26 protein-coding genes and 1 riboswitch are annotated in these 25,484 nt (G+C 28.8%); of the genes, 17 read left to right on the top strand and 9 right to left on the bottom strand.

The features are described from left to right. Positions 1–65: 65 nt before the first annotated feature. Entirely contained in the window at positions 66–680 is a 615-nt protein-coding gene (locus tag ACREV6_RS02230) for an NUDIX hydrolase (RefSeq protein ID WP_431576406.1), read from the top strand. Between the two features lie 87 nt (positions 681–767). Here the strand turns inward: ACREV6_RS02230 and ACREV6_RS02225 are convergent, their stop codons facing one another. Beyond that, complete coding sequence (locus ACREV6_RS02225; protein ID WP_431576405.1) at positions 768–1,118, bottom strand: hypothetical protein; 351 nt, start codon at positions 1,116–1,118, stop codon at positions 768–770. A 173-nt stretch (positions 1,119–1,291) separates the two neighbouring features. Continuing rightward, positions 1,292–1,651, bottom strand: coding sequence for a winged helix-turn-helix transcriptional regulator (locus tag ACREV6_RS02220; protein WP_431576404.1), 360 nt, complete (start codon positions 1,649–1,651; stop codon positions 1,292–1,294). Between the two features lie 272 nt (positions 1,652–1,923). On the opposite strand from ACREV6_RS02220, the gene ACREV6_RS02215 reads away from it, so the two are divergent. From ACREV6_RS02215 to ndk, 8 genes are all read left to right on the top strand, one after another. Then, positions 1,924–2,565, top strand: a complete 642-nt coding sequence (locus ACREV6_RS02215) for a lactate utilization protein (RefSeq protein WP_431576403.1) — start codon at positions 1,924–1,926, stop codon at positions 2,563–2,565. Between the two features lie 147 nt (positions 2,566–2,712). Then, positions 2,713–2,908, top strand: a riboswitch (cobalamin riboswitch). Positions 2,909–3,033: 125 nt separating this feature from the next. Beyond that, positions 3,034–3,891 (top strand): energy-coupling factor transporter transmembrane component T, encoded by an 858-nt coding sequence (locus tag ACREV6_RS02210; protein WP_431576402.1) that lies wholly within the window; start codon positions 3,034–3,036, stop codon positions 3,889–3,891. Between the two features lie 20 nt (positions 3,892–3,911). Then, positions 3,912–5,657, top strand: a complete 1,746-nt coding sequence (locus ACREV6_RS02205; protein ID WP_431576401.1) for an ABC transporter ATP-binding protein — start codon at positions 3,912–3,914, stop codon at positions 5,655–5,657. Further along, on the top strand, positions 5,657–6,364 hold the full coding sequence (locus tag ACREV6_RS02200) for an ECF transporter S component (RefSeq protein WP_431576400.1): 708 nt from the start codon (positions 5,657–5,659) through the stop codon (positions 6,362–6,364). Before ACREV6_RS02205 ends, ACREV6_RS02200 begins: the two co-directional genes overlap by 1 nt. Before the next feature lie 59 nt (positions 6,365–6,423). After that, positions 6,424–8,295, top strand: coding sequence for a DUF4430 domain-containing protein (locus tag ACREV6_RS02195; RefSeq protein WP_431576399.1), 1,872 nt, complete (start codon positions 6,424–6,426; stop codon positions 8,293–8,295). A 49-nt stretch (positions 8,296–8,344) separates the two neighbouring features. Beyond that, positions 8,345–9,028: a DUF4430 domain-containing protein gene (locus ACREV6_RS02190; RefSeq protein ID WP_431576398.1), complete on the top strand. Its 684-nt coding sequence runs from the start codon at positions 8,345–8,347 to the stop codon at positions 9,026–9,028. Between the two features lie 132 nt (positions 9,029–9,160). Beyond that, the gene (locus tag ACREV6_RS02185) at positions 9,161–9,376 is read left to right on the top strand and encodes a hypothetical protein (protein ID WP_431576397.1); all 216 of its coding nucleotides are present in this window, start codon (positions 9,161–9,163) and stop codon (positions 9,374–9,376) included. Between the two features lie 86 nt (positions 9,377–9,462). Further along, a complete protein-coding gene (gene ndk, locus ACREV6_RS02180) occupies positions 9,463–9,936 on the top strand; it encodes a nucleoside-diphosphate kinase (protein ID WP_431576396.1) in 474 nt (157 codons plus the stop codon). A gap of 134 nt (positions 9,937–10,070) precedes the next feature. Here ndk and ACREV6_RS02175 read toward each other — a convergent pair whose 3' ends face one another. Together ACREV6_RS02175 and ACREV6_RS02170 are read right to left on the bottom strand one after the other, a co-directional pair. After that, positions 10,071–10,430: a hypothetical protein gene (locus tag ACREV6_RS02175; protein ID WP_431576395.1), complete on the bottom strand. Its 360-nt coding sequence runs from the start codon at positions 10,428–10,430 to the stop codon at positions 10,071–10,073. A 29-nt stretch (positions 10,431–10,459) separates the two neighbouring features. After that, positions 10,460–11,938: a nicotinate phosphoribosyltransferase gene (locus ACREV6_RS02170; RefSeq protein ID WP_431576394.1), complete on the bottom strand. Its 1,479-nt coding sequence runs from the start codon at positions 11,936–11,938 to the stop codon at positions 10,460–10,462. Between the two features lie 157 nt (positions 11,939–12,095). Here ACREV6_RS02170 and ACREV6_RS02165 point away from each other — a divergent pair, with 157 nt between their 5' ends. From ACREV6_RS02165 to ACREV6_RS02135, 7 genes are all read left to right on the top strand, one after another. Next, complete coding sequence (locus ACREV6_RS02165) at positions 12,096–12,842, top strand: UvrD-helicase domain-containing protein (protein WP_431576393.1); 747 nt, start codon at positions 12,096–12,098, stop codon at positions 12,840–12,842. A gap of 324 nt (positions 12,843–13,166) precedes the next feature. Continuing rightward, the gene (locus tag ACREV6_RS02160) at positions 13,167–14,405 is read left to right on the top strand and encodes a tyrosine-type recombinase/integrase (protein ID WP_431576392.1); all 1,239 of its coding nucleotides are present in this window, start codon (positions 13,167–13,169) and stop codon (positions 14,403–14,405) included. Continuing rightward, positions 14,398–17,106 carry a tyrosine-type recombinase/integrase gene (locus tag ACREV6_RS02155; RefSeq protein ID WP_431576391.1) on the top strand — a complete coding sequence of 903 codons (2,709 nt, stop codon included), beginning with the start codon at positions 14,398–14,400 and terminating at the stop codon, positions 17,104–17,106. Before ACREV6_RS02160 ends, ACREV6_RS02155 begins: the two co-directional genes overlap by 8 nt. Continuing rightward, positions 17,096–18,709: a hypothetical protein gene (locus tag ACREV6_RS02150; RefSeq protein ID WP_431576390.1), complete on the top strand. Its 1,614-nt coding sequence runs from the start codon at positions 17,096–17,098 to the stop codon at positions 18,707–18,709. The genes ACREV6_RS02155 and ACREV6_RS02150 overlap by 11 nt, the downstream gene beginning before the upstream one ends. Positions 18,710–18,739: 30 nt before the next feature. Continuing rightward, positions 18,740–19,204 carry a hypothetical protein gene (locus tag ACREV6_RS02145; RefSeq protein WP_431576389.1) on the top strand — a complete coding sequence of 155 codons (465 nt, stop codon included), beginning with the start codon at positions 18,740–18,742 and terminating at the stop codon, positions 19,202–19,204. A gap of 97 nt (positions 19,205–19,301) precedes the next feature. Beyond that, positions 19,302–19,562: a hypothetical protein gene (locus tag ACREV6_RS02140; RefSeq protein ID WP_431576388.1), complete on the top strand. Its 261-nt coding sequence runs from the start codon at positions 19,302–19,304 to the stop codon at positions 19,560–19,562. A gap of 308 nt (positions 19,563–19,870) precedes the next feature. Beyond that, a complete protein-coding gene (locus tag ACREV6_RS02135; RefSeq protein ID WP_431576387.1) occupies positions 19,871–20,047 on the top strand; it encodes a hypothetical protein in 177 nt (58 codons plus the stop codon). 522 nt (positions 20,048–20,569) lie between these two features. On the opposite strand, the gene ACREV6_RS02130 is transcribed toward ACREV6_RS02135, so the two are convergent. Continuing rightward, positions 20,570–21,301, bottom strand: a complete 732-nt coding sequence (locus ACREV6_RS02130; protein ID WP_431576386.1) for a phospholipase D-like domain-containing protein — start codon at positions 21,299–21,301, stop codon at positions 20,570–20,572. Between the two features lie 405 nt (positions 21,302–21,706). Between ACREV6_RS02130 and ACREV6_RS02125 the strand changes: the two genes are divergently transcribed. Further along, a complete protein-coding gene (locus tag ACREV6_RS02125) occupies positions 21,707–22,918 on the top strand; it encodes a GNAT family N-acetyltransferase (RefSeq protein WP_431576385.1) in 1,212 nt (403 codons plus the stop codon). Positions 22,919–23,375: 457 nt separating this feature from the next. On the opposite strand, the gene ACREV6_RS02120 is transcribed toward ACREV6_RS02125, so the two are convergent. From ACREV6_RS02120 to ACREV6_RS02105, 4 genes are all read right to left on the bottom strand, one after another. Then, positions 23,376–23,630 carry a hypothetical protein gene (locus tag ACREV6_RS02120; protein WP_431576384.1) on the bottom strand — a complete coding sequence of 85 codons (255 nt, stop codon included), beginning with the start codon at positions 23,628–23,630 and terminating at the stop codon, positions 23,376–23,378. Beyond that, on the bottom strand, positions 23,630–23,914 hold the full coding sequence (locus ACREV6_RS02115) for a hypothetical protein (protein ID WP_431576383.1): 285 nt from the start codon (positions 23,912–23,914) through the stop codon (positions 23,630–23,632). The genes ACREV6_RS02120 and ACREV6_RS02115 overlap by 1 nt, the downstream gene beginning before the upstream one ends. Positions 23,915–24,032: 118 nt before the next feature. Beyond that, entirely contained in the window at positions 24,033–24,506 is a 474-nt protein-coding gene (locus tag ACREV6_RS02110; RefSeq protein ID WP_431576382.1) for a hypothetical protein, read from the bottom strand. Positions 24,507–24,585: 79 nt separating this feature from the next. Further along, on the bottom strand, positions 24,586–25,245 hold the full coding sequence (locus tag ACREV6_RS02105) for a GIY-YIG nuclease family protein (protein WP_431576381.1): 660 nt from the start codon (positions 25,243–25,245) through the stop codon (positions 24,586–24,588). Positions 25,246–25,484: the final 239 nt, after the last annotated feature.

Below are 25,484 nucleotides of genomic sequence, written 5' to 3'. Positions count from 1 at the left end.
AAACAAATGTTTTTAATAGTCTTGTGTGATATTATTAATTTGAATATAATTTGGTGGTGATTAACATGATAAATAAGCTAGAACAAATATTTAAAGGTAGGAATTCTAAGCCAATAGGGGAATTTAAGGAAAGCGCAGTTATGATATTACTTACAGAGGAGCTGGGCGAATTACACGTTATTTTTGAAGTGCGCGCTCTTAAATTAAGGAGTCAGCCAGGGGATGTATGCCTGCCTGGTGGAAAAGTGGAAGAGGATGAAAGCCCAAGGGAAACTTCTATAAGAGAAACCATGGAAGAATTAAATTTAAAAAGAGATCAAATTGAAGTTATAGGAGATATGGACTATTATATAAGCCCCTATGGAAATATAATGCATGCATTTGTAGGAGAATTAAAATATGGAGAAGTAAATCCAAGCGTTGATGAAGTAAGTCACATATTTAAAGTTCCATTAAAATTCTTTTTAGAACAGGAGCCTCTGCTTTATAAAATGGAAATAGGACCTATAAATCAAGAAGGGTTTCCTTTTCATTTAATAAATGGAGGTAAAGAGTATAATTTTAGAAAAGGGTATATGGATGAGTATTTTTATGAGTATAATGACTATATAATATGGGGTTTCACAGCGCAGATTATTAAAAGCTTTGTTGATGTTTTGCAAAATAGTAACAACATTTAAATTAATGCTGTGGATAATTTACAAAAATAGCTGTAACAAAATAGAAATTAATTTCTTTTTTGTTACAGCTATTTTTAATACAAGGAACTACTTACTGCTCACAAGCTTATTTTTCTTAAGGAATAGTGAAACACTTAACGCAATAACTGCTATATATACAAAAACATATATAATTGATATTAATCCTGATTTATTGAAAAATTTTAGATAAATAAAAGCAGTTTGGGAGATAAAAGCCCAAAAAAGAGAAACAAAAGCCATAATATTATTTCTATGTCTCCAATTGTCAGGGTCTTTCATGGAGCCAATAATTTTATCTCGTCTTTTACTTTTAGCACCTGTGTTAATTACTAGAAATTTGTAATATAAGAAAAATATAAAGGCTATTATTGAAATCCCAAAAAATATATAGGCTAAAGAAATACTTGTTATATTCAAAAAAATCACTCCTTTTAGAAATATAATCCCTAAAATGATCATAAAATCACATTTTATATAATTAATGTGCCCTAAAAGTTAAAACATATGTTTATTTAATATATAATATTTCCAACATGCATAATTTGAATCATCAAAAAAAAGAGTGGAGGTCCACTCTTTTTTATAATAAATTACTCTTCTTTGTCCGAAACAACGCTTTCAAAATAATCTGTTCCCCAATTACACATAACATCTAATATAGGCATTACACTTTTGCCTTGTTTGGTTAGAGAGTATTCTACTTTAGGAGGAACTTCTGCATATACTTTTCTATGAACCATTTCATATGCTTCCAATTCTCTAAGCTGTTGTGTTAGCATTTTTTGAGTTATGATGCCCATTGACCGTTTCAATTCGCTAAATCTTAATACGTCATTCTTGGCTAATTTCCAAAGAATAATTGGCTTCCATTTTCCACCGATAATATCCAGTGTTAACTCTATGGCACAGCTATATTCTTTATTATTTATTTTCATTGGTTTATCTCCCATAATTACCTCCTAGTTTTCCTCAGGATAGGTTAACTGTTTTCAAGATATTAATTACATTAGGATACTAAGGCACTAATAAGTGAGTACTTGATTAAAAAACCTTTAATATTTACAATTATATCATTGATATATTTTATATGCAATATTTCAAAAATATAAATTGCATATTATATATGGGTCAAATGAATTTGAACAAGCTTTAGTAATTTTAAGGTTTAAAAGGTATAATAAATATAAAAATAATTTAAATAAATTTTGAAAAGAGGGAAAAAATGAAAGAAATTCATAATTGGCACAACGAGACCATAGGTTTAAAAGTAGTAGATGTTCTTAAAAAAAATGGGTTTTCAGCACTTTATTGTAAAAGCGGTGAGGATGCTTCAGAATTTATAATGAATAATGTACACAAGGGTGACAGAATAGGTTTTGGAGGATCAATGACTGTAAAAAAACTTGGTATACAAGAAAAGGTAAAGTCATTGGGAGGACATGTATTAGATCATGGGGATCCAACTTTATCATCAGAAGAGAAAATGGAAACTATGAGAGCTGAGCTCCTTTGTGATGTTTTTTTATGCAGTTCTAATGCCGTCACTTTAGAGGGAGAGCTTGTAAACATTGATGGAGTAGGAAATAGAGTTGCAGCCATGAGCTTTGGACCTAAAAAAGTTATTGTTGTAGTGGGTGTTAATAAAATTTGTAAAAATGAAGCTTCTGCCTTTGAAAGACTAGAACAGATAGCTGCACCAATGAATTGCAAGAGATTAAATATGCCAAATCCTTGTACTAAAACTGGGGTTTGTAGTGACTGCAGTGCAGATACTAGAGCCTGTAGGATTTATTCTGTAATTAAAAGAAAGCCTATGAGAACTGATATTACTGTAGTTGTAATTGGAGAGGATTTTGGCTTTTAACGACATTTCAGAAGGAAGTCTCCCACTTCTATAAGCGGGGGTAAATATCCTTCTGAAGTCGTTAATTGCAGCATCGCAGATGATGATTTAACGACATTTCAGAAGATGATGATTAATAAAAATGTAGACTACTACATATAAAAGTAATATAATGTATAGTATAGTAACAATTGAATAAAACAGTTAATTATAAGAGGAAATGTGGTTTAATGCCACAGCAGCCCCCGCTACTGTAATCATGGACGATGGGTACGATACCACTTGACGCTTTAAAAAACGTTAGGGAAGGGTACCTTAAGGATGAAATGAAAGCCAGGATATCTTTTATAATTAGAATGAATACGATACCTTCGGAGGGAGGGTAAAGGGTTATATTTTATAGGCCTTTACCGAACTTTCGAGTTCGGTTTTTTTAACGACATTTCAGAAGGAAGAGGATGAGTTGATTTCTAGAAAATAGGAGGCGCTATGCACAATAAAAACAGTAAAATTCATGTTGTAACATCAGCACTACTAGGTGTAAATTTGCTTACAATAACTTTTTTGTGTGAAAATCCGATTTTGTTAATAATAATATTTACATTTTGTGCTTTTACTATGGTCTATAGTGGAAATTTAGAAAAGTTAAAAAATGGGTTTAAATATTTTATTCCCTTTTCAGTTTTAGCTATAGTGGTTAATATGATTTTTGTGGCACAAGGCAATACCGTTCTTTTTCATATTTTCGGAGAAAAATTCACACTGGAGGCATTACTTTATGGTGTTATATTATCCTTTAAACTTTTAGTGGTAATTTATTTGTTTGCAGTAGTTGGAATAATTATAGATTCTGATGTGGCTGCCTCATATTTTTCTTCTAAAATACCAAAATCTACATTAACAATTATGATTAGTCTAAAAATATTCCCCAATATGAAGAATCGAATTGTAAACTTAAAAGAAATATATAGTATACGTGGTGTAGATTTTGAAAGCAAAAAGCTTAAAGAAAAAATTAAAAGCAATATACCTGTATTATCTGTTTTATTAGAAGATTCACTAGAAGGGGCCTTTGATATAGGCGAAGCAGCTTATGTGAGAGGATTTTTAAGTGGAAAAAGAAGTGTATATGATAAGCCTAAACTTGAAATAAGAGATTATTTATTAATTGTAGCAAGCATAGTCACATTGTTTTTGTATTTAATAATAAAAATAAGAGGGATAGATAATTTTGATATATATATGAAGGTTAGTTTTTCACAACTTGTTAATTACTGGGTTTTAGTTTTTTTAATTTTAATAATTATAATGGAAGCTATGCTAATTAAGGTGCTAAATAAAAAATAATGCAATAGGGAGAAAATTAGATGTCATACATAGAAATTAATGGATTAACCTACTACTATCCAAAGGAGCAGAAACCTGTATTACGAGATATAAATTTGCAATTAGATAAGGGTAAGATTTTATTTGTTGTAGGAGAATCAGGCTCAGGTAAATCTACTTTAGCAAAGTGCATTTCAGGAGCTGTGCCAAATTTTTATGGAGGCACAATACAAGGAAGTGTAAACATAGAAGGACAAGGCGTAATAGAAATGGACCATAACACCCGGGCCCGAGAAATAACTATGGTTTTTCAAGATCCAGAAAGTCAGCTAATAATGAACAAGGTACACAGGGAAATCGCTTTTGGCCTAGAAAATGTGGGTGTAAAAAGTTCAGAAATAAAGAGAAGAATTTGGGAAGCCATGGAATTTTCTAATATTTTAGATATAGCTGATAGAGAAATTAACACACTATCTGGTGGACAAAAACAGAGAGTGGCAATAACCTCTGCAATGGTTTATTTACCAAATTGTATTATTTTAGACGAGCCTACCTCACAGCTAGACCCAGCTGCTGCGGAAGATGTTATTTCACTTATAAAAAAAATAAACGAGGAACTAGGAATTACCATTATTATCATTGAGCAGAGGATCCAAAAATGGTTTGAGATTGCAGATGAAATTCTTGTGTTGTCTAAAGGTAAAACAGCTTTTTTAGGAAATAAACAAGAGTTTTATAATGAAGAAACTAATGCAATGCAGGATTTTTTGCCCAACTATTTAAAGATATGCAAGGCCTTAGACATTACTAATATGCCTTGTGGTTTAAAAGAAGTAAGAAAAATTATTGAAAAATCTTCAGATGAATATAAAACCCCCTTCTTAGAAAAAGATTCAACTAGCAGGGAAGAAATTATTAAAATTGAAAATTTATGCTGCAAATATGAAGATACTTTAGCTATTAAAGATTTGAGTATTAATATAAAACAAGGTGAATTTATTAGTATTTTGGGGGCTAATGGAGGGGGGAAAAGCACTTTTTTAAAAGCGCTTATGGGACTTATTAATTATAGTGGTTCAATTAAAGTGTTGAAAAATTCCTTTTTAAATGAAGAGGATAGCAAAACACTATTCAAAAATACAATTGTGAATTTTAGTGGAGAGCATAAAGAGATTAAAAAACTTAAAATTAAGGATATAGCTAGGATTATAGGGTATGTTTCTCAAAATCCTAATGATTATATATCAAAAGAAACAGTTTATGAGGAATTAAAGTTTACCTTAGATAATTACAAAATTGTGGATGAGGGGGTTATAGAGGATACTTTAAAGGCTTTAGATATTTATAAATTAGTAGATAAGAACCCGAGAGATCTTAGCGGTGGCGAGATTCAGAGGGTTGCCATAGCATCAATTTTGGTTCTAAGACCGAAAATTTTACTCTTAGATGAACCAACTAGGGGGTTAGATTCCAAGGTAAAAGCAATGCTTGGGAAAATATTATTAGATTTAAATAAAAATGGGACTACAATAATACTGGTAACTCATGATGTGGAGTTCGCATCAGAATTTTGCAATAGATTTTTATTGATGTTTAATGGTGAGATAGTAGGAGATGGAAACCGGGAAGAAGTTCTTGGTACTGGAATTTATTATACTACCACCATAAATAAGATTTTCAGAAATAGGAATAGAGGTATTTTTACTTTAAAAGACTTTTATTTAAGCAGGGCACCCTCAAATAATTTGAAGGCACCGCTAAATAATTTAAATTTGAAGGTGAAATAATGAAGAAAATTGCAATGTATTTTACATTTTTAATTCCATTGGTATTAATAGCACTAGGTATTAAATTCAATAATTATATTAATATGTCTTTAAGCGTAACCTTAGCGGTGTTTTTAATAATTTTTTTAAGTTATTTTTATTTTGAAAAAAGTTCCATGGGTACTAAAGAAATAGCAGTTATAGCTACTTTGAGTGTATTTGCGGCAGTTAGTAGAATACCCTTTGCAGCTATATTAAATGTGCAGCCAACAACCTTTTTAGTAGCCTTATCTGGACTGGTTTTTGGGGTTTACGAGGGATTTTTAGTGGGAAGCACAGCAGCATTTATTTCAAATATTTTTCTTGGACAAGGACCATATACCCCATGGCAAATGCTTGCCTGGGGTATTGTGGGGGCAATTTCAGGTTTAATAGGTAAAAGGAGCAAAAAACTTTCTGTAGAAAAATTTGCAATCATATGTTTCCTATATGGGTTTTTGTTTGATTGGATAATGAATTTATGGTCTGTGCTTGTAATTGTAGATCCAATTAGTATAAAAGGTATTTTAACCGTCTATTTAACTAGCATTACTGCAGATGTAATGCATGCAGTGGGAAATTTTATTTTTGCTATGATTTTTTATGAAAGCTTCTACAAAGTTCTAACAAGATTTAAGAGTAAATTAGACATTACTTATATTAAAAACATTAAAAAATCAAGTCTATAGTTTGAAAAATAAAATTCATAGGCTTTTAAATATAAAAAAAATTCTAGGGGGAAAAAATAATGAGAAAAACAATGAAAAATAAGATTTACACCATGGCTTTGATAGTATTATTTGTTATAGGTCAGATTTTCACAGGAGCGTCTAGCGTAGCCTACGCAGTAGAAAATAATTTTCAGGTTTCAGTGCAGGTACAAGGTTTTGATAAAGTAATTACAACAGGGAAATCAAGTAAAGCAAATGGATTTGAGGCTTTAAAAGAGGTTTTAGATGTAAATAATATACCTATGGTTGCAACAGACGGAAAGTACGGAAAATTTATTTCAGAAGTTAATGGAATAAAGGGTGGTAAATTTGGTGGATATGATGGATGGTCTTATGCAATTAATAGAAATAATAGTTATGAAGATATAAATACAGGCATTGATGCTGCCAAATTAGAAAATGGGGATAAACTTATTTTTTATTATGGTGATATGGGAACACTGACTTCAAATAAAATAGAGTATTCAACAGTGGAAGCAAATATGGAACTTACTATAAGTTTAAATAATATGTATAATGATTTTACAACTGGAAAGCCAGTAATTCAACCTATCAATGGAATAAAAGCTGAGATTGATGGTGCGAAGATGCAAGTTGTGAATAATAAAATTACTATTAAAGAAGGATTGAAAAAGGGAACCCATACTCTTAAACTAAATGATTTTAGAACAGATGGGTGCCCAAAAGTAGTTTATGATGAAATAAAATTTACTATAGGAGAAGGAATAACTCCAGGTAGCAATGGTAATGAGAACAGTGGAACTGGAAATGTAGATAACACTAAAAATTCAAAATCTATTTCTGAAGCAATTGTTTCATCAACCTCAAATGTTACAGCAAAGGGACTTAATACTTGGTCTGCTATGAGTTTGAACAAGCTAGGTAAAAAGGTAGATACTAGTTTCTTAAAAGAAAGTATGGATAATATTAAAACTAGTGGTGTAAAAGATATTAGCAATACGGATATGGAAAAATTAATCATGGGCCTCACGGCGGCAGGGTTTACACCTTATAATGTTCAAGGATACAATTTAGTATCTGAATTATTTAATAGGGATGCAAATACATTTTTAATTAATGATGCAGTGTTTGGAATCTTTGCTTATAATTATGCTAACATAAAAGAGAATTATAAGGTAACTAAAGAAAAGTTGGTCAGTATTATATTGAAATCCAAGTTAAGTTATGTAGCAGAGGGAAATAAAATAGTAGGATGGACATATTACGGTGAAAAAGTAGACCCAGATATGACTGGAGCTGCCATAAATGCTCTTTCAGAATTTTATAATACAAAACCTGAAGTCAAAGAATCTATTGATGCTGCAGTTAAAACTATGTCTATATTACAAAATGAAAGTGGATATAGCGTTAGCCAATATGGTTTAGCCAGTGAAACTACGGCTTTTGTTGTACTAGGACTTACTTCTCTAGGAATAAATCCAGAGGGAGAAACATTCACTAAAGGCAAAGGGGATTTAGTATCAGCTTTATTATCCTTTAAAGCAAAGGATGGTGGATTTAAGCATTTATTAGAAGAGGGATCATCAAACTATACATCTACAGAACAGAGTCTCCGTGCACTAATAGCTATTCGTGAATATAAAACTTCTGGGAAATATGATTTTTATTCTAGCAATATTAATTCCAAAAAATTGCCAATATTTATTTTAACAGATACTAAAAGTAATACTGGAGTTAAAGACAATAATGTAGTTAAAGACAATAATGTAGTTAAAGGTGTAAAAGAAGATAAAAGTGTAAACAAGGTAAACATTGGTAAATTACCTGCCACTGGTGCCTTTGTTGATAATAACATGCTTATAATTCTAGGAATGTCATTTGTTGCTATAGGAGGTTTTTACACAAAAAAGGTTAAAAGTGAAAAATAATATTTACGGCGCAATCCCTTTTATGTCAATATAGAAAAGAGGAATTTCAATGAAAAAGAAAATAATACTTATAGCTGTAGTTATCTTGGTAAGTTTAGGTTTATTAAATGGTTCTAAAATTGTGCAAAATAAGTACCTTAATAAAAAAAGTGTTTCAGCAGAGCAGAAAACCAGCAGTCAAACCTCAAGAGAAGTTAGTGTAAAAGCAAATGATAAACAAGATGTAAAACCAATAATTACGAAGGCACAGACAAAGACAAAGGTTCAAAGTAAAACACAAACAGATGTAAAAAGCGCAACAGATAATAAAACAGTGGAAAAGATACCACAAACAAAAGCGAAGAGTACTAAAAATGTAGTGGTTTCAAAGGAGGTATCTAAAAAGGCGGTTACAAAGGTTCCTGAACCTAAAAAACAACCTAATTTGGTAATTAAAGATGATATCTCTGGTAAAATCATTTTATCTATAAATATAAGTACTGAAAATAAAACAGTAGGTGAAATTACATTAAGTGAACTAGATAATAGAGGTATTAGCTATAGTGCCTCAGGGAGAGGCGAAGCAGTTTATTTTACAATGATTAACAACCTTAAGGCAAGAGGCAAGGGAGCTTTAAGTGGTTGGTGTTATTACGTAAATGGAGCTAAGCCAGGAGTAAGTTGTGGAGCCTATAAATTAAAGTCTAGTGATGTTGTTGAGTGGAAGTATTTAAAGGATGGTGTAAATAAATAGGTTCATATTTCTATATTGTATGATTATTGTGAATTTTTAAAAAAACACTTCAATTTATTGTTAAAATGTCTTATAATGTTACCACGGTAACAATGTTACTGTAATAACAAATTATGGGAGTGGGGTGATAAAATGTTACAGTGTCCTTTTCTAACAACTATGGAAGAAGAGACAGACTGTTTTAAGGAGTGTGCATTCTATAAATGGGCGGATAATGGAGGGAAATGCCCATTTCTTGATTTGAAAAATTTCAAACCCTTCACTATTAAGAATATTTCTGACTATGATTTATTTAATGAGGATAAAACCTCTCCATTAAGAATGTTGTATAAAGAAAAATATTCATAGGATTGTTTATAGGTGAATGTGTATTATTTATAATAATAGGATATAATTTAGTTTATAGTTAATACAAAACAGGGATGTGAATTTAAATGGAAAGAACCTTGGTTTTAATTAAACCTGATGGAGTTAAACGTGGACTAATTGGAAAAATTCTTAATCACTATGAAGAGAAATCACTAGAAATTGCGGAGCTAAAATTGATTACTGCCACCACGGAGGATGCTAAAGAGCATTATAGGGAACACGAGGGAAGAGAATATTTTGAAGAATTAATAAATTATGTTACTGGAGGTAAAATGTGTGCAATGATTTTGATGGGTGAAAAAGCTATTGATGTAACACGCAAAATCAATGGAGATAAGGATCCTGTAAAAGCAGAATTGGCAAGCATTAGAGGGGAATTTACACTAGATAAAACTCGCAATTTAGTTCATGCCTCTGATAGCCATGAAAGTGCAGAACGTGAAATTGCTATTTGGTTTCCTGAGCTTAGTTGTAAAGATGGTTATAACAAAACTGTAGATTTGTTGCGAAAAATTGATGGTCCAATAATATATGTATAGTTCATACTTTATTTCACCTATTCAATGGTATGCTTGAGTTGAAATAAAAACTAACTTTATTACTTAAGTGATTTTTCGAAATTTGCACAAAAAAATAACGGCCAATGGTATACCATAGGACGTTATTTTTGTGTCTAATGTGAACCACAATTTCCAGAGCAACCACCACAGGAGTCACTATCAGACTTAGAACAATTTGTGCTACTATCTTTTGTGGAAACTGTTTTAACCCAAAATTTAGAATCACTATAGGCTATTGTGAGTTCCACAATGCTATCCAAAAGAGTTTCATCATATAATATTGGTAAATCATCAATATTATTTTTTATATCCCCCGTTTTAAAATTGTCTAAGTAAATGTCAACTTTTGCTGATTTACAGCAACCTTTTGCGTCCATAAATCTTACGCTGGTATACTCATCGGTTTGTTTAAGCATTTCTATAAGCTTATCATGAGCATCTTTGGAAAGTTTGATTTTTAAAGTTTGTTCCATAATACCTCCTTCTATTCTTGCTATTATTGTTACTCCTCAAAGGTTTCAGAATAATAATTTAATAATCCCTGCTTAAGATTCCATAAAGTAGAAGAAAGATCCACATAGTAGGCATGAGGATTTTCAAATCTTAAGACTTCACTCCATAATTTAGACACTTCTTTAGCAGAAAATGCTCTTATTTCCATAACAGAGGGTGATTCATAAATAGACTCTCCATTTTCAAAAATTTTAACCATAAGGTCTTTTATATAGTAATTTTTAATTTTTTTCTTTTTCCAAGTATATATGGAATTAAAAATTTCAAGAGGTTTGCTTTCATCAATTTCCTCATTGTGCAGGGTAATTAAATCTGCAATGGCTTTGTGTGATGTTTTGTCGAAAATTCTATATAGCTTTTTAAAAGCAGGATTTGTAATTTTCTCTTCATTTTCACTAATTTTAATTTTTGGTATTATTTGTCCATCATTCTCAACAGCAACTAGTTTATAAACACCGCCAAACACTGGTTCTGATCTTGCGGTAATAAGTCTTTCACCTACACCAAAGCTATCAATTTGTGCCCCGCTTTCCAAAACTCCTCTTATAATATATTCATCAAGGGAATTGGAAATAGTGATTTTTACATCCTCGTATCCAGCATCATCTAACATTATTCTAACCTTTTTGGTTAGATAAGTAATATCACCGCTATCAATTCGAATTGCTTTAGGTCTTTTGCCAATAGGTTTAAGCACCTCATTAAATACCTTTATGGCATTTGGAACACCAGAGAGTAGTACATTATAAGTATCTATAAGCAGTACGCAATTATCAGGGTAAGTCTGCGCCCAAGCTTTAAAGGAGTCATATTCGTTATCAAAAAGTTGTACCCAGCTATGAGCCATAGTACCAAGGGCCGGAATACCAAACATTTCATCAGCTATGGTGCAGGCAGTACCAGCACAACCACCAATAACAGCAGCACGAGCCCCATATATAGCACCATCATAGCCTTGAGCACGTCTAGAACCAAATTCCATAACAGGTCTACCTTTTGCAGCTCTACATATTCTACTTGCTTTAGTAGCTATTAAGGTTTGATGATTTATTGTGAGGAGTATCATTGTCTCAACAAATTGAGCCTGCATAACAGGTCCTTTAACTATAACTAAGGGTTCCCCAGGAAAAACAGGATAACCTTCCGGCACCGCCCATACATCACAAGAAAATTTAAAATTCTTTAGATAATCCATAAAATCCTCTGAAAAAATATCTTTGCTTTTTAGATAGGCTATATCATCATCTGAAAATTTTAAATCTGAAAGATATTCAATCAATTGTTGTACTCCAGCCATAATACAATAGCCGCCACCGTCGGGTATTCGTCTGAAAAACATATCAAAGTAGGCAATTTTATCTTGAACATTATTATGGAGATAACCGTTACCCATAGTTAATTCATAAAAATCTACTAGCATTGTTAGGTTTCTTTCATTATGTACATTAAAATCTTTTGAGTGTTTCATAATTTTTTCCCCTTTGAAATTTAATAAAAGTATATAATGGAATTATAACATATTTATATTTTAATATTTAAATGTGATTATTACAATAGCATTTTGGGTATAAACATAATATATGACAATTTAAAGTAGGTGGATGAAGGTGGAGAACAATCGCAGTATGAATAATAAAGTGACTAACAATAAAATAAATTCAAATTTAAGTAAAGAGCAAAGAGCAGCAGTTTTTTCGGATAATAGAAATTTATTGGTTACTGCTGGACCAGGTAGTGGTAAAACAGTGGTTATAGTTAATAGAATTGTTAATTTAATAAATCAGCAAAACATTAACCAGAGTAATATTATAGTCATTACATTTACAAGAGCAGCGGCTATTAATATGAAAAACAGATATATTGCTATCAATGGAAAAGGTAAGGTGCCATTTTTTGGAACCTTTCATGGCTTGTTTTATAAGATTCTTAAAAATTATTATGGACAGATAAATATAATCGATACACTAGAGGTTTATAAGTTAATAAAAAATGTGCTGATGTCATATTTGGATGAGGTAAGCGATGAAAAAGTAAAGGAAGTCATAAATAATATTTCTGTATTTAAAACAAGTGGGAAAGAAATGGAAAATTTTGATTCAAGTATTGATAAGGGAATATTTATAGCAGCTTATAATATTTATGAACAGTATAGGAAAGAAAAAAACTTATTTGATTTTGATGATCTCCAAATAGGCTGTAGAGATTTGTTTATAAAAAACTATACAATACTGCAGGGGTACAGAGCTTTATTTAAGCATATTTTAGTTGATGAATTTCAAGATTGTGATTCTATGCAAGTAGATATACTAAAATTACTAAATGAAGACAATTCTATTTTTGCAGTAGGAGATGAGGTTTTAATAACCAAATAGCTACTCTTTATATAAATATTATAAAATATCTATGTGATACATTGATATTAAAGAGAGTAATAAGAGTAAATTACATATTGAATTATTCATGGTTATAATGTATACTTATTTATATATTTTCAATATAAATAAATTGTATGTGGAGAGAAGCAAAATGAATAAATTTAGAGATAAATGTAATTTTTTACATAAAAATAATAATAAATTAATACATAAAAAGAGGATGTTGACCAAGGGTCAGCATCCTCTTTTATTTTGTAAATTTTAAATTACCGTTTTCTGAAAAAAGCATATGTTGTTAATACAAAAAAAGGAGTGGTTATTATGGGTGGTATTATTATGAATTTATCAAGAGAAATATTGGAGAAAAAAAAGGTTGTTAAAGTTATAAAAAAAGAAAATGTATTTCAACTTCAAGAAGCAATTTATTATGATGAGACTTATAAGATTGAAACTATAAGAAAGATAATAACTAAGAATGATATGCCATTGACAATCATTAATAATTGGTTGTCGACTTTAAGCACAGAAGGTACAACTAAAGGTTATGCTTATAAATTAAAACGGTACTTAGAGTATATAGATAGATTTGGAGTGGAATTTTATGACGTAAAAGATTCAGTTTTAATAGTTAATTTTTTAAAAAAAATAATGCGTGAAAATCCTAAGAAAAATATATCTACGGTTGAAATACAAATAGGATATAACACTATAGACACTAATGCTCTGGTAATTAAAGAATTTTATCTTTGGTTAGATGAAATGTTTAACGTTGATAAAATCATGAAAAACCCAGAAATAACTTATGAAATGCAAAAATATTATGAAATAAAAAATAGAAAAAATAAAAAGAAGAAAGATTATAAAAATGAAACAAAAATTATAAATTTTGACTATTTTGATATTTGGTCAAAAGACTTTATGGAAATTTTGGGTATAAAAAGAAGTTCATGCAAGAATAACAAAGTTGAACATATTAAATGGTATTCAAAAGAAGACATTAAAATAATAAAAACTAATTTTAACACAAAGAGGGATTTAGCTATTTTTTGTCTTGGGTTAGCAGGTGGAAGAATAGAAGAAATAGTAACAATAAAAAAAGAAGATTATATAAGTTCAGAAAAAAAAGTATATATATCAGAATCTAAGACGATGTTAAGGTGGCTATATTTAAAGCCGAGTGTTTGCCAAATTATAGAAGACTATTTATTTACTGAAAGAGACGTTATTGAAAATGAAATGGGCTTCGAGGGTGTTGAGCCATATCTATTTATTAACTTGGCGACCAATAGTAAAGGCAAGAAAGTACAACAAGGGAATTATCGAAAGATATTAAAAAGAGTAGGCAAGAAGTCTGGGTTCAATCCAGAAGAAGTTATTACTCATGCAGGTAGACATACTTTAACACAGCAAATGATTAAACTTGAGTATACAAATCAGCAAATAATGACTGTATTAGGATGGAATAGCGAAGAAACTATAGAGTTATATAAAAAGAAATTTGATAATGATATTGCTCTAAGTGCTTCAAAAAAGATAAATAGGAGAGAAAGAGATGTATAGCTTGGATAATTCAACAATTGAAATAAATTATAAAGAAAAAGAAATATACAATATACTATTTGTAAGATATGACTGTGGAAATAATATATCAGTGTGGAATATTAATGAAATTAACACAAATTTATTAGTTATAGACTTTAAAAGAAATGAAGTTGAAAAGGTAAATGATATTGTCCAAAAGATAGGGAGTTCATTAATAAACAAAGAAAGAATTGAAAATGATGATATTAATTTATCATCAGTTTTTAATATTTGTATGAGTGTTTTTAATGACAAATTAACGGAGTATTTTGATTATATGATAACTAAATACTTAAATGAGGAAAATAAGCCAATAACACTTAATAGATTTATTAGATATATTATGAATGTACAAGTTAAACACCAACTTTCATTATCTAATTTAAGTCAAAATGAAATTTTTTTGAAGTGTTTGAAATTTCCTACACAAATAATAAATTTAATGGAAACTAATTCTATTAAATTATTAAAATATAAAATGGAAAATAATGAGAATTTATATCAAGTGGTAAAGACAATCGGTTTAACTAAGATAATTAGCGTTAGTATAAATTGTCTCAAAAGTCTCACAGAGAAGTACATTTATAATGTTGTCACAGAAAATATAAGATTTAAGCCAACTTTTCCCTTTATAACAAACTACATATTTTATGAAGAGTGTGTCAACCTAAAGTGTGGGGTACCCGAATTTAGACGCATAAATATAGAGTATACAGATATTGTTAATGATTCCTTAGCAAATGTTTATTTAAAATATAATGAATTAAATACTTATGAATACAGGGTTGATTATAAACATTTATTAATAATTCCTAAAATAAAAGAAATATTAATTAAAAAAAAGCTTTTTACTCAATTTTTAAAAAACACTACTTTTAAAATTGAGTTGTCAATTCTTTTTAGAATCATTTTCAATGAGTTTTCTATTTTATTTAATGAATATTTACTATATCATGCTGACCAGTTATATAAAAAAAATATATTGATAAAAAACAGTTCCACCTTATTAGAATATGCCTTTGGAATTAATCCAGTGAAAATTAACAGTTTGTTTAAGGATAGTTTAGGAGAAAAATATTCTAATATTTATATTGGGTTTTGTAGAGAATGTTTAATTGAAAAACATGCTTTAATAAAAAATACGGATACTGCTAATAAAATAGATATTAATGATGATATATGGTATTATAATTACTTTTCAAATGGTGAAGTTAAAACAAAAAAACTTAATTTTGAAACTATAAAAAACAATAACTTAAAATTAGTATTAAAACACTATTACAAAAGTTTAATAAAAAAGCAAGAAATCAACAAAGGTAAAACTTCTTTATTTAGTCAAATAGATAATTATTTTAGAAATGTTAAAAGTGTAACTTATTTTATTGATACATACTGTATTCTATCGTTTAAAGATATTAAAATGGATATGATAAAAGCTCTTTATCGTCACCTAAGAAATAGAAAAGGTAAAGACAAAAAAATGGTAGGGATGAAGACTGTATCAACTTATATAACTTCGATGAAATTATTTATTGAATGGTTGATTGAAGAGAGTGGTTTTGATTATCAGAAACCAACTTATAATTTATTTGTAAATGTACGTTTTAAAAAACTTGATAATACTATAAAGAATACTGAAATTATAGCTAAAGAGGTTATGGATGATATTCCTAAAAATATAAATGAAGTAGGAAATGAGGCTATTGGGAGAATTATAATTATAATGATTAATACTCCAAGGAGATTTAAGGAAATAGCATATCTAACTGAGGACTGTCTTGATTTTAAAGATAAAGATGGAAAACAGATGTTAAGGTACATTCCTTGGAAGGTAATAGAAGCTAAATTAGCAAGAGACCCCAATAATCAATATGAGCAAGTTTATGTAAATGATGTTGTTATTAATGAAATAAAAGCTCAAATTGAAAATACAAAAGAATTAAGAGAAATAAACAAAATAAAAGAAATATTTATTTATAAAAAAGGAAAAAGGAATTTTAATTTCATTGGCATTTTAGATAACAATAAGTTGATTAACAAAGCTATAAATAAGACATTAGCTGTTGATTTAAGAAAGGAAATTAATGTTACAACAAGGCAGTTTAGAAAAACAATTGTTATAGAGATGATTCTAAATGGAAGTACAGTAGAAGAAATTAAAACTGAATTAGGACATTCAAACAAAAAAACAACAGAAAGGTATTATGCAGAAGCAGATAAACTACTTATAGCAGATAAGAATACAGTTCGTTTTAAAGAAGAGTTTGAAAAAGCAATATCGAAAGAGAACTTAGAAGAATATACCGAAAGTGAAAGGGAGCAACTTTTTAATCACTATTGCACCGAGTATAGAAAGGTATTCTATAAAAGAACAGTTTTAGGTTTGTGTAAAAGAAATATTTTTAAACCTTGCCTAATGAAAGATACTAATAAAACAATATCTTGTGCGTCCTGTAAAAAACTTTGTGCAGGTACTCCTAATTTGGAAGCATGGACAGAGTTAAGAGATGATAGTTTAAAAAGCAAGAATGAACTTGATAACTTTTATAAGGATAACTTGAAATTACAATATGAACAATATAAAGAATTTGAGGAGTACAAAGAACTTCTTGAAGATATTAAAAGCTACTTGAATGTGATAAATGCGATAAAGGGAAGAGGTATATCAAATGAAGTTTAGTAATCAATTAGTAGGAGTATTTATAGATGATTTATATGATGAAGGGCTGCGGGTAAATTTAGTTATTCAACTAAAAGAATTAGGAGATAACATTAACTTTAAAGACGATATATGGTTTTGTAATAAAAATAAAAAATCAAATTCAGTAACAGACAGTTCGCTGACATTAGATTTTTCTAAAACACCAGAAAAGTATAAAGATTTTGTGAAATATTTTGCATTAAAACACTTCTCTGAAATTTCTACAATTCAAAATATAATAAGAGAATTTAATAGATTTAATAAATTTTTATTTGAAAAATATGTTGTGGTGGATTTAAAAGATTTAAATAGAAATATTATAGGGGATTATAAAAAGAATTTAAAAAATAATTCCAACATAGGGAATGTTGAAAGACGAAAGCGGTGGAGTAATCTACGGGTATTTTTAAACACTATGCAAGGATGGCCAGAACTGCCTAAGTATACTCTTATTTCAAGTCAAGATAACCCATTTAAGATAAAGACTACAGATAAAAAAAATGATAGTAATTATCCGCCAAAAGAAATTACTAATAAATTGGACTGGATTTTCATACATGAAGATTATATTCCAACATGGATAAAAATTTCTTATTTTTATCTTAGGTTATATCCAAACAGAGGTGTGGACATATGCGGAATATTAATAGAAAATTGTCTAAGACCATTTGGAAGTATGTATACACTTACTATACCAAATTTGAAAGAAAGCATTGATGGGGAAGTACAAAATAAAGTTTTATATATAAATGCTGAGACTGAAATTGAAATAAAATTTATTGAACTAATACAGAAGCAAAAAGAAATATCTAAAAAATATCAGCATTTATTACCAGAAGATAAAAGAGGTTTATTATTCACATTTCCGAATTGTAGCTTGAATAAAACTAAATTTAGAAAGTCTGGCATTAAAGAATTTAGAATCTCAGATTCAAAAGTATCCATAGCAGATTCCAAAAAAATTTATTATGAATTTAAAATTATTTGTGAGTTATACAACTTAAAATATAAGGGTAAGGAATATCATATTACACCTAAACAGCTTAGGCATAAAGAAATAACAGATAGACTTGATAGTGGATTTTCTGGTTTCGAGACAAAATCAGAAAGTGGGCATACAACGGATATAATGAATACAACTTATTACCATCACCTTGAAGATGAACAGAAAAAAATACAATATAAATATAATCGGGAAAGTGAGCCAAACTCTGAGAATAATATAGAATTTGGAGGACATATTCTTGGAGAAATGGCTTTGAAGCGATTACTAAACAAAAGACAATCCCATGAGTTGGTAACCCCTGGTGGTTCATCTTTGGGGGTTTGTTCAGACAAATTCTCTTGCCCAAACAATGATGTATTCGACCCTTATCTTTGTTTAGGATGTAGCGAATTTGATTCGGAAAGTGAAAATAAATGTAAGGGTGGAGAAAAAAAGAGTAGATTTATCGACTTTTATAAAAAGGAAGCTGAAATGTGGAATAAAGATTATATATTTTTCAGTAACAATAATAATGTTATCTATAGAGATATAGCAAAACAAAATTTAGATGTATGTATGAAAATGTTAGCAGATTAACTGAAAATTAATATTAAGGGAGGATTATTTATGCAAAGGGAAAAAGGAAAAAGAAATGATGGATTAAAGAAATACAACGATGATAAAAAAGTGAATACTATAAATAAAGTTCGTGAAGCTATAATTATATTACAAGAAGAAAGAAGTGTTATTACTCCTAAGAAACTAATGGAAATAACAGGTTTCTGTGGAGCTACTTTTTGTTCTGACCATGTTGAAGAATTATTAAAAGAATATAAGGTATGTAAATATAAAGATAGTAGAAGAATTAGTGATGATAACCCCAAAAGCTATTTAAAAAACCTTGAAAAAGAATATGACCGCTTGGTAAAAGACAATGGAAAATTATCAAATGAACTTTCTAAAAGCAGAGGAACTAACAATTATTTAATTAGTGATTTAAGTAAAAAACAGAACCTTATAAATCTATATTTAGGTAAAATTGATGAACTTCAAGGTATTATTATTAATAAGAGTCCAACATTAATAAAATAATAGGGGAGCAAAAGTCATATATCTTCCCTCGTAATATGATTGAGATTTATGTGTAAGGGCATAATGATTATTAAATTACCAATATGGGAGTGAAATAATGGATATAAGTGGAAGTGTTAAATTAGTATACCAATTAATGTTAATGTCAAATAAAATAAAAAGCAGAGAAATAGTAACTGCATTAGATGAAGAAATAAGAGAGTATCTACATGAAATAGAAAATGTAGTATTTACAAGGAAAACACTTTCTCTGGAAGTTTTTGATATGTATGATTTAATAAAATATAGATATATGGAAGATTACCGAGTGCAGTGTGATTACGTATTAAACTTAGGCTATGTTAAAGAACAATGTTGAAATTGGAAAGCAACCATGTGAGGTTGCTTTAAGTTTATCACAATAGAATATTGAAAATTATATGTTTGATAATAAAAGACATCAGCATAGCTTATTTGAATTAAGGGTTCTTTAAAAATTTATATGATAAATAATATCTGTTAACATTTTGTAAACCTTTTTATAGAAAAAGTTAATTTTTTAAAGATTAAGTTAATTTATTAATAATATCCTTAAATGACAGAAAATTCGGCTATTTTAAGGGCATTTCCAGTATTATTTTTAGGTGCTATGATTAAGGTGCAAGATATGAATGGGAGGTGATTCTGGTGAATTTTAGAAGTATGGTTATTCCCAAAAATACTAACAGACTTATATTTACAGGCGAAAAAAATGAAATAAAAGCGTTAGCAGATAAGCTTGTAGAAAAACAAGGAGTGAAAGTTACTTGTCGTAGATTAACAAGCTATAGGAATCAGCAAATATATCGAGTGTGGGTCAGCTAAATCTAACACGTAGGGTAATAACAGCTACGCTGTTATTACTATAAAGTATTTGTAGTATGTGGATAAACGTAAAAATCGTTGTTAATTGAAATTAACAACGATTTTTATGCATGATATGTATGTGTCATAGAAATTAGCTACTATAGAGACTTAACCCTATAATAATTATATTGTTATCAACATCTTTCTTAAATAAAGCCTAAACTTAATAGGATATGGCAGTGGTTTTTAACAGGGTTACGTTAGCAGTAACGCTATATAAGAGGCAGTAGTATCAAAGGATACTATTTAAGCAATGATGTGTTAGGAGAGCGTATATTGAGTTAAAGGGTCACTGAGAAGGGTGTTATTTAATAGATGGGATACTAATTAAACAAAAGAACACCTCGAAAGGTGTTCTTAACAGTTACTAACAATATTTAGGGAAGAGCTAAATTAAAGGAAGAGAAATAGCCTACATTTTTAATTACTATGTAAAATAGATATAAGCTTTTTGTGTAAAAAAAATAAAGAGCTATATTGCTAACTCTTTAACTTTATAAATTCATCTGCAAACTTGTCCGCTATTGTTCTATCTGTATCAATACTAATTGTTTCTTTGTTATATCGTGCTTTTTTAGTCCAATTATAAGAACCGTGTATTACAGTTTTCAAATCTATTATACAGAATTTATTGTGCATAATATTCTCAAAATAACCATCTTTTTTTAACCTATATGTTTCAAAATTTTCTTCATACTTACAACCATAATTTTTATTGATTTCATCATCAATAATTATAATTTGTATGTTTAATCCTTCATTTTTTTTGTTTAATAGCTCTTTAAATAACACTTCATCAGTAAACCAAGCTACAGCAACCCATATAGTATATTTTGCTTGTTTTATTTGCTCTATTATCTGTTCTTGTATATCTTCAAAATGTATCATCTGCAATTTTTCTTCTTCTGATGTTATTGTTGAATTTCCAGGTTTTATAAACATTCCGCCAAAGTCATACTCTTTAGTTTCTATATATATTTCTGCACATATCTTTCCTAAATATTTTTTATATATCTCAGCTTTAGAAATGATAGGAATAGGAACTCTCAATTCTACATACTCCCACGACTGCCAATCTTTTCTTGTAAAGTCACTTGTTTTGTCAAATAAAATGTAACTTTCTTTTAAAACCTTTAATAACTCTTTTTTATCCTCATATTCACTATAATTCACATACTCAATAAGTTTTGTTAGAAACTCTTTTTCAGTCATTATACTATCATCCCCTTATTTTAAATCCACTCCTTAGTTAAAATTACCATATTATAAAATAATAACATATATTGAAATACAATACAATTACATTGAGATGCCCATAAATACAATATAATACCATTAAGAAAATTGAATCGTGATTTTGTAGTTGTATAAATACCGACAAAATAATATTATTTGGTGTTTAACTGCAACAATTTAAGCTGTTTTAATCATTTTTTATTAATGAAACTTACTTATTCACAATTAAATTACATTAATATTTTTACCTCCATAAATATATGAAAGCATATAGTTTATTTCAAAAATATAGAAAGCATGTTATAATTTTATTGTAAGCTATATATATCCCCAAAATTGATATATATACAACATTGTGATACGTATTAAAGGAGATAAATTATGAAAATTAATGAGGTTGAAAAGAAACTGCTTAAACATTCAGAAGCAAAAGAAATTAGAATCCAAGAATTAAAAGACATAGCAGAAAATAAAAGTATATGTATTCAATTTATTGATAGGGCAATAGAAACCATTAATAGGAATACTCCTCAGTATGTCCAAGGATACGAGTTGAAAATTGCAAATGAAAGAACAAACCCAATAGAAATAAGTGAAGACAAAGACAAGGATAACGAGTATACGTTCTTCACTGAAAAAGGGGAAAATATAAAGATAGATATTGTTTTAAAAAGTAAAGATAAAGAATTAATAATAGGTGAGATAGATTGCAATGTTACATGGACAGAGTATTCCCAAAAAAGATATTATGTAAAATTAAATTATATAGCACTACATGAGGAGTACCAAAACAAGGGATACGGAACGGAAATACTTAATCATATACCAACAATACTGAGCCACCTATATAAAGGTGAAATAGCAATGGTTAAAACAACAGCAGAAGTTATGAAGTATGATAAATATAAAATACATGAAATTACATACAATGAAAGAATTAAAGGCATTGAAGCTTGGTTAATAAAAAATGAATATCAGCCCAATGGAAGTTTTTTAAAGGATACTGAGTTAGAAATTTATGAAATGAATTTAAGGAATAATAAGAGCATAGATAATGACCTATTAATTTTTAAAAGGTCATTAATAAATATTCTTAAATCATCACTAAAAGATGATTTTTTTATAAGTTGGAGAAATGAAAGTATTGAAGAATGTGAAGGTACGTTAGAAATAATATGTAAAAATAAATATAGTGATGGAGTTTCTGAGCAAAAGATATTAAAATTGCAGAAAATAAAAGAAACAATAAAACGAGAGTATGAGACATTGAAACAGGAAAAGGAAAGTATTATATTTGCAGTTAGTGAAGTAGCAAAATTACATGATAAAGTTACCTTAGAAGAGTTAGAAATCAATGAAGATAATAGTTTAGACGAGAAGGCAATTAAATTATATTGTAAATACTTTAATTATGGAGCAGTTAGTAAGACCTTGGAACAAATGGGATATACAACAAAGAAAAAAGGCACAAACGAAAATAGAAAATATACATCAGAAGAACTTAAAGAAATTATGTTTAATAGCAATACTGAAAATAAAAAATTAAAAGAATATGCTAATTATATAATTATATCAAATTATAATTGTTGTTAAAAATACTTTTATAAATAGGAGTAAGAGAAATTATAAATTATGAGCAAAATAAAAGAAGAAATTGTTTTTTGTAGGGAGTTTGGGTGTTTTTGCCTATCTCCCCCAAAAGTTATGTTAGTAGGTTAATGTGAGTCAGTAAAGTTATGGGTTCAGAAGCTACTACAAGAATAATACAAACACTTTATTCTAAATGTAATTTGTAGTTATAACTTGGTAATCAATATTTTGAAAGTTACAAAAGTTTTCAGTTCTAAAACTATTACCAAAAACAAAGTTTCAAAACAATTTGAATTTAACCTTTAGGGTGCTTGTTTATGGTTATAGTTGGATTAACGTAGGTAAAAACTTTAATTAGTATCCAATTATTGTCTTAGAGTGGGTTTTGTCGGAAATGTTGGCGACACCCCTTATAGCGAAACCACTAATTTTCCATGCTTTCAATTTCATTGCCCTTTTTCTATTTAAGCATATTATATAGAAGTGTTTTAGCTTCATCAGATATAGTACTAAAATTTAGCAATTCTATAAACTTACTATTATCTAATTCATCTATATTTTCTACATTAATTTTATTTTCCATAATAAAAAGCATAATTTGAGAATTTTTGCTCTCTTTACCCCAAAATTTAATCCAGTTTTGTCCGTCTTCTTTTTTTTCTATTTCCATAATTATAAATCCATTTCCATATTTTTCTTTATATAACTTCTGCATTATAATTGACCTCCTATTAATGTATCTACTTTAGCTATTGTTTTTTGTAAGGAGGTTGTAGTAAGTACAGTATCTATAACAACTTCTACAAACTTTGAAGCAATATTAGCTTCTTCTTCTGTGTAATTTGAAAACATTTTTAAAGTATCATTACGAATAATTTCCATTGAAGCAACAAGTGTTACATTTCTGTTACTGGTCTTGCCAGTAAAGTTCACCAATTTATCTTTTAATACACTCCAAATCGCCTGTAACATTAGCCTTTGTTCTCTTGTTAAATCCATTATAAAGTCACCTCGCATTAATTTTTTTATAATAAATAAACTAAATAAGATACTAACATAGTAAGTACAAACTATCCCTTCTTACTAATACAAAACCTTCGTCTCTTTACATCTCTATTTAGGCTAATGTTGCTCTAAATGCTTCTATTTCTTCTAAAGGAAAATCAGTAATTTCTTTAATAATTTCATTTGTTAGCCCTTTTTTAATAGCATTTATTGTGATTTCCATTATATCTTCTTCATTTTTTAATATTTCTTTTTTTCTTACCGCATTTTTAAGCTGTAAAACACAGAAATATAAATTATTATTTATATCAATTGTGTCTCTTATTTCTGCTATTATATAATCATTAAAATGGGTTAACTCTACTATTTCCCTATTTGTAAATCCCATTTTTATAGCTCTAATAACAACTTCTTTTTTTTCTCTCAATCGTGCTGTGTTAGCTACTTTGGGAGCATATAAATTTTTATCTATTAATAGTATACCCCTAATTCGTTTAACCTCTTGCACTGGAACGTCTGTAGCTATGCTTATATAACTATCTGTTAAGCCCCCTGCAATTCTCTCAACCACGTCTTTTAAATCCATATTAAACACCCTTTCAAGATTATTTCTATCTACAGAAGGTCGTTACTTAAAAATTGATAGATATTCCAAATCAATAAAGCTACACCAACTTACGCTTTTTCATTATTGTAATTAATTGAAGTAAAACACCAGTTATTTTACCACCACCAAGTCTATTACTAACAAATTTAGGAGAAAATTCATTTATAAATTTGTCTTCTTTATCAAATGTTATTTTTGTCGTATATGCAAAAATTCTTGTAGTATCAAGAGACCTAAAACTATCAAATGCAAGTATTGAAGAATTAACAGCCCCCATTGGTAACAGAAGCCTATCAAATGACTTGCTGTTACTCCAATGCTGTCTTATACGCCTTTTTATGTTATCTGTTGTACCGATATATACCTGGCAATATTCATCAAGAACCATTATATAATATCCTGATTTTTCGTCATACAAATTAAGGTCAAACACTTCAACAAAACACTTATTACTTTTAATAAACTTATTTATTTCTATATTAAATTCATCATGGCTTAATAAAAAAAAATACTCCATATTTAAGTCATAATTTTTCAAACTGTCATCAAGCTGTTTCGCACACCATTCATCCGAATATATTTTTCCTTCTTCATCAGCGTAAATATCCACCGAAAAATGAGGTAATGAGCTTTTGTTGCTCACTACTGCATATTTTTCTCGTGTTAACTTTAGTCCACGTTTTCCTTCGAGTACCTTTACTCCAAAATGATTTGGCATAAATTATCCCCTTTCAAATTCTGCTTTATATTCCCAAAACTTTATTTACCATAAGTATTTTATTAAATACAATTCAATATAACTTCTTGTATTCCTTCAAATGGTATAATGGGTGACCCTTACTTCATGCGGTCCATTTGTCTTAGAGGGGTTCTAAGCCCGAGAATGCTTAGAAGAAGCATTTAATGCAAATGAGTTTACTCAAAAGGTATTAGAATATCAATTCGAGAATGAAAAAT

The sequence above is a fragment of the Clostridium sp. genome (genome assembly GCF_050717515.1).
Lineage (GTDB): Bacteria > Bacillota > Clostridia > Clostridiales > Clostridiaceae > Clostridium_AD.
The sequence above is the reverse complement of the archived record's forward strand: the minus strand, read 5'-3'. Positions and strand labels throughout refer to the sequence as shown.

What these genes read in the sequence shown, in the direction of transcription:
- ACREV6_RS02185 (WP_431576397.1), top strand. Translation starts at nt 9,161, where the DNA reads ATGTTACAGTGTCCTTTTCTAACAACTATGGAAGAAGAGACAGACTGT.
- ACREV6_RS02125 (WP_431576385.1), top strand. Translation starts at nt 21,707, where the DNA reads ATGAAAATTAATGAGGTTGAAAAGAAACTGCTTAAACATTCAGAAGCA.
- ACREV6_RS02220 (WP_431576404.1), bottom strand. Translation starts at nt 1,651, where the DNA reads ATGGGAGATAAACCAATGAAAATAAATAATAAAGAATATAGCTGTGCC.
- ACREV6_RS02150 (WP_431576390.1), top strand. Translation starts at nt 17,096, where the DNA reads ATGAAGTTTAGTAATCAATTAGTAGGAGTATTTATAGATGATTTATAT.
- ndk (WP_431576396.1), top strand. Translation starts at nt 9,463, where the DNA reads ATGGAAAGAACCTTGGTTTTAATTAAACCTGATGGAGTTAAACGTGGA.
- ACREV6_RS02115 (WP_431576383.1), bottom strand. Translation starts at nt 23,914, where the DNA reads ATGGATTTAACAAGAGAACAAAGGCTAATGTTACAGGCGATTTGGAGT.
- ACREV6_RS02190 (WP_431576398.1), top strand. Translation starts at nt 8,345, where the DNA reads ATGAAAAAGAAAATAATACTTATAGCTGTAGTTATCTTGGTAAGTTTA.
- ACREV6_RS02140 (WP_431576388.1), top strand. Translation starts at nt 19,302, where the DNA reads ATGGATATAAGTGGAAGTGTTAAATTAGTATACCAATTAATGTTAATG.
- ACREV6_RS02155 (WP_431576391.1), top strand. Translation starts at nt 14,398, where the DNA reads ATGTATAGCTTGGATAATTCAACAATTGAAATAAATTATAAAGAAAAA.
- ACREV6_RS02195 (WP_431576399.1), top strand. Translation starts at nt 6,424, where the DNA reads ATGAGAAAAACAATGAAAAATAAGATTTACACCATGGCTTTGATAGTA.
- ACREV6_RS02110 (WP_431576382.1), bottom strand. Translation starts at nt 24,506, where the DNA reads ATGGATTTAAAAGACGTGGTTGAGAGAATTGCAGGGGGCTTAACAGAT.
- ACREV6_RS02230 (WP_431576406.1), top strand. Translation starts at nt 66, where the DNA reads ATGATAAATAAGCTAGAACAAATATTTAAAGGTAGGAATTCTAAGCCA.
- ACREV6_RS02170 (WP_431576394.1), bottom strand. Translation starts at nt 11,938, where the DNA reads ATGAAACACTCAAAAGATTTTAATGTACATAATGAAAGAAACCTAACA.
- ACREV6_RS02120 (WP_431576384.1), bottom strand. Translation starts at nt 23,630, where the DNA reads ATGCAGAAGTTATATAAAGAAAAATATGGAAATGGATTTATAATTATG.
- ACREV6_RS02205 (WP_431576401.1), top strand. Translation starts at nt 3,912, where the DNA reads ATGTCATACATAGAAATTAATGGATTAACCTACTACTATCCAAAGGAG.
- ACREV6_RS02210 (WP_431576402.1), top strand. Translation starts at nt 3,034, where the DNA reads ATGCACAATAAAAACAGTAAAATTCATGTTGTAACATCAGCACTACTA.
- ACREV6_RS02165 (WP_431576393.1), top strand. Translation starts at nt 12,096, where the DNA reads ATGAATAATAAAGTGACTAACAATAAAATAAATTCAAATTTAAGTAAA.
- ACREV6_RS02130 (WP_431576386.1), bottom strand. Translation starts at nt 21,301, where the DNA reads ATGACTGAAAAAGAGTTTCTAACAAAACTTATTGAGTATGTGAATTAT.
- ACREV6_RS02200 (WP_431576400.1), top strand. Translation starts at nt 5,657, where the DNA reads ATGAAGAAAATTGCAATGTATTTTACATTTTTAATTCCATTGGTATTA.
- ACREV6_RS02215 (WP_431576403.1), top strand. Translation starts at nt 1,924, where the DNA reads ATGAAAGAAATTCATAATTGGCACAACGAGACCATAGGTTTAAAAGTA.
- ACREV6_RS02160 (WP_431576392.1), top strand. Translation starts at nt 13,167, where the DNA reads ATGGGTGGTATTATTATGAATTTATCAAGAGAAATATTGGAGAAAAAA.
- ACREV6_RS02175 (WP_431576395.1), bottom strand. Translation starts at nt 10,430, where the DNA reads ATGGAACAAACTTTAAAAATCAAACTTTCCAAAGATGCTCATGATAAG.
- ACREV6_RS02105 (WP_431576381.1), bottom strand. Translation starts at nt 25,245, where the DNA reads ATGCCAAATCATTTTGGAGTAAAGGTACTCGAAGGAAAACGTGGACTA.
- ACREV6_RS02145 (WP_431576389.1), top strand. Translation starts at nt 18,740, where the DNA reads ATGCAAAGGGAAAAAGGAAAAAGAAATGATGGATTAAAGAAATACAAC.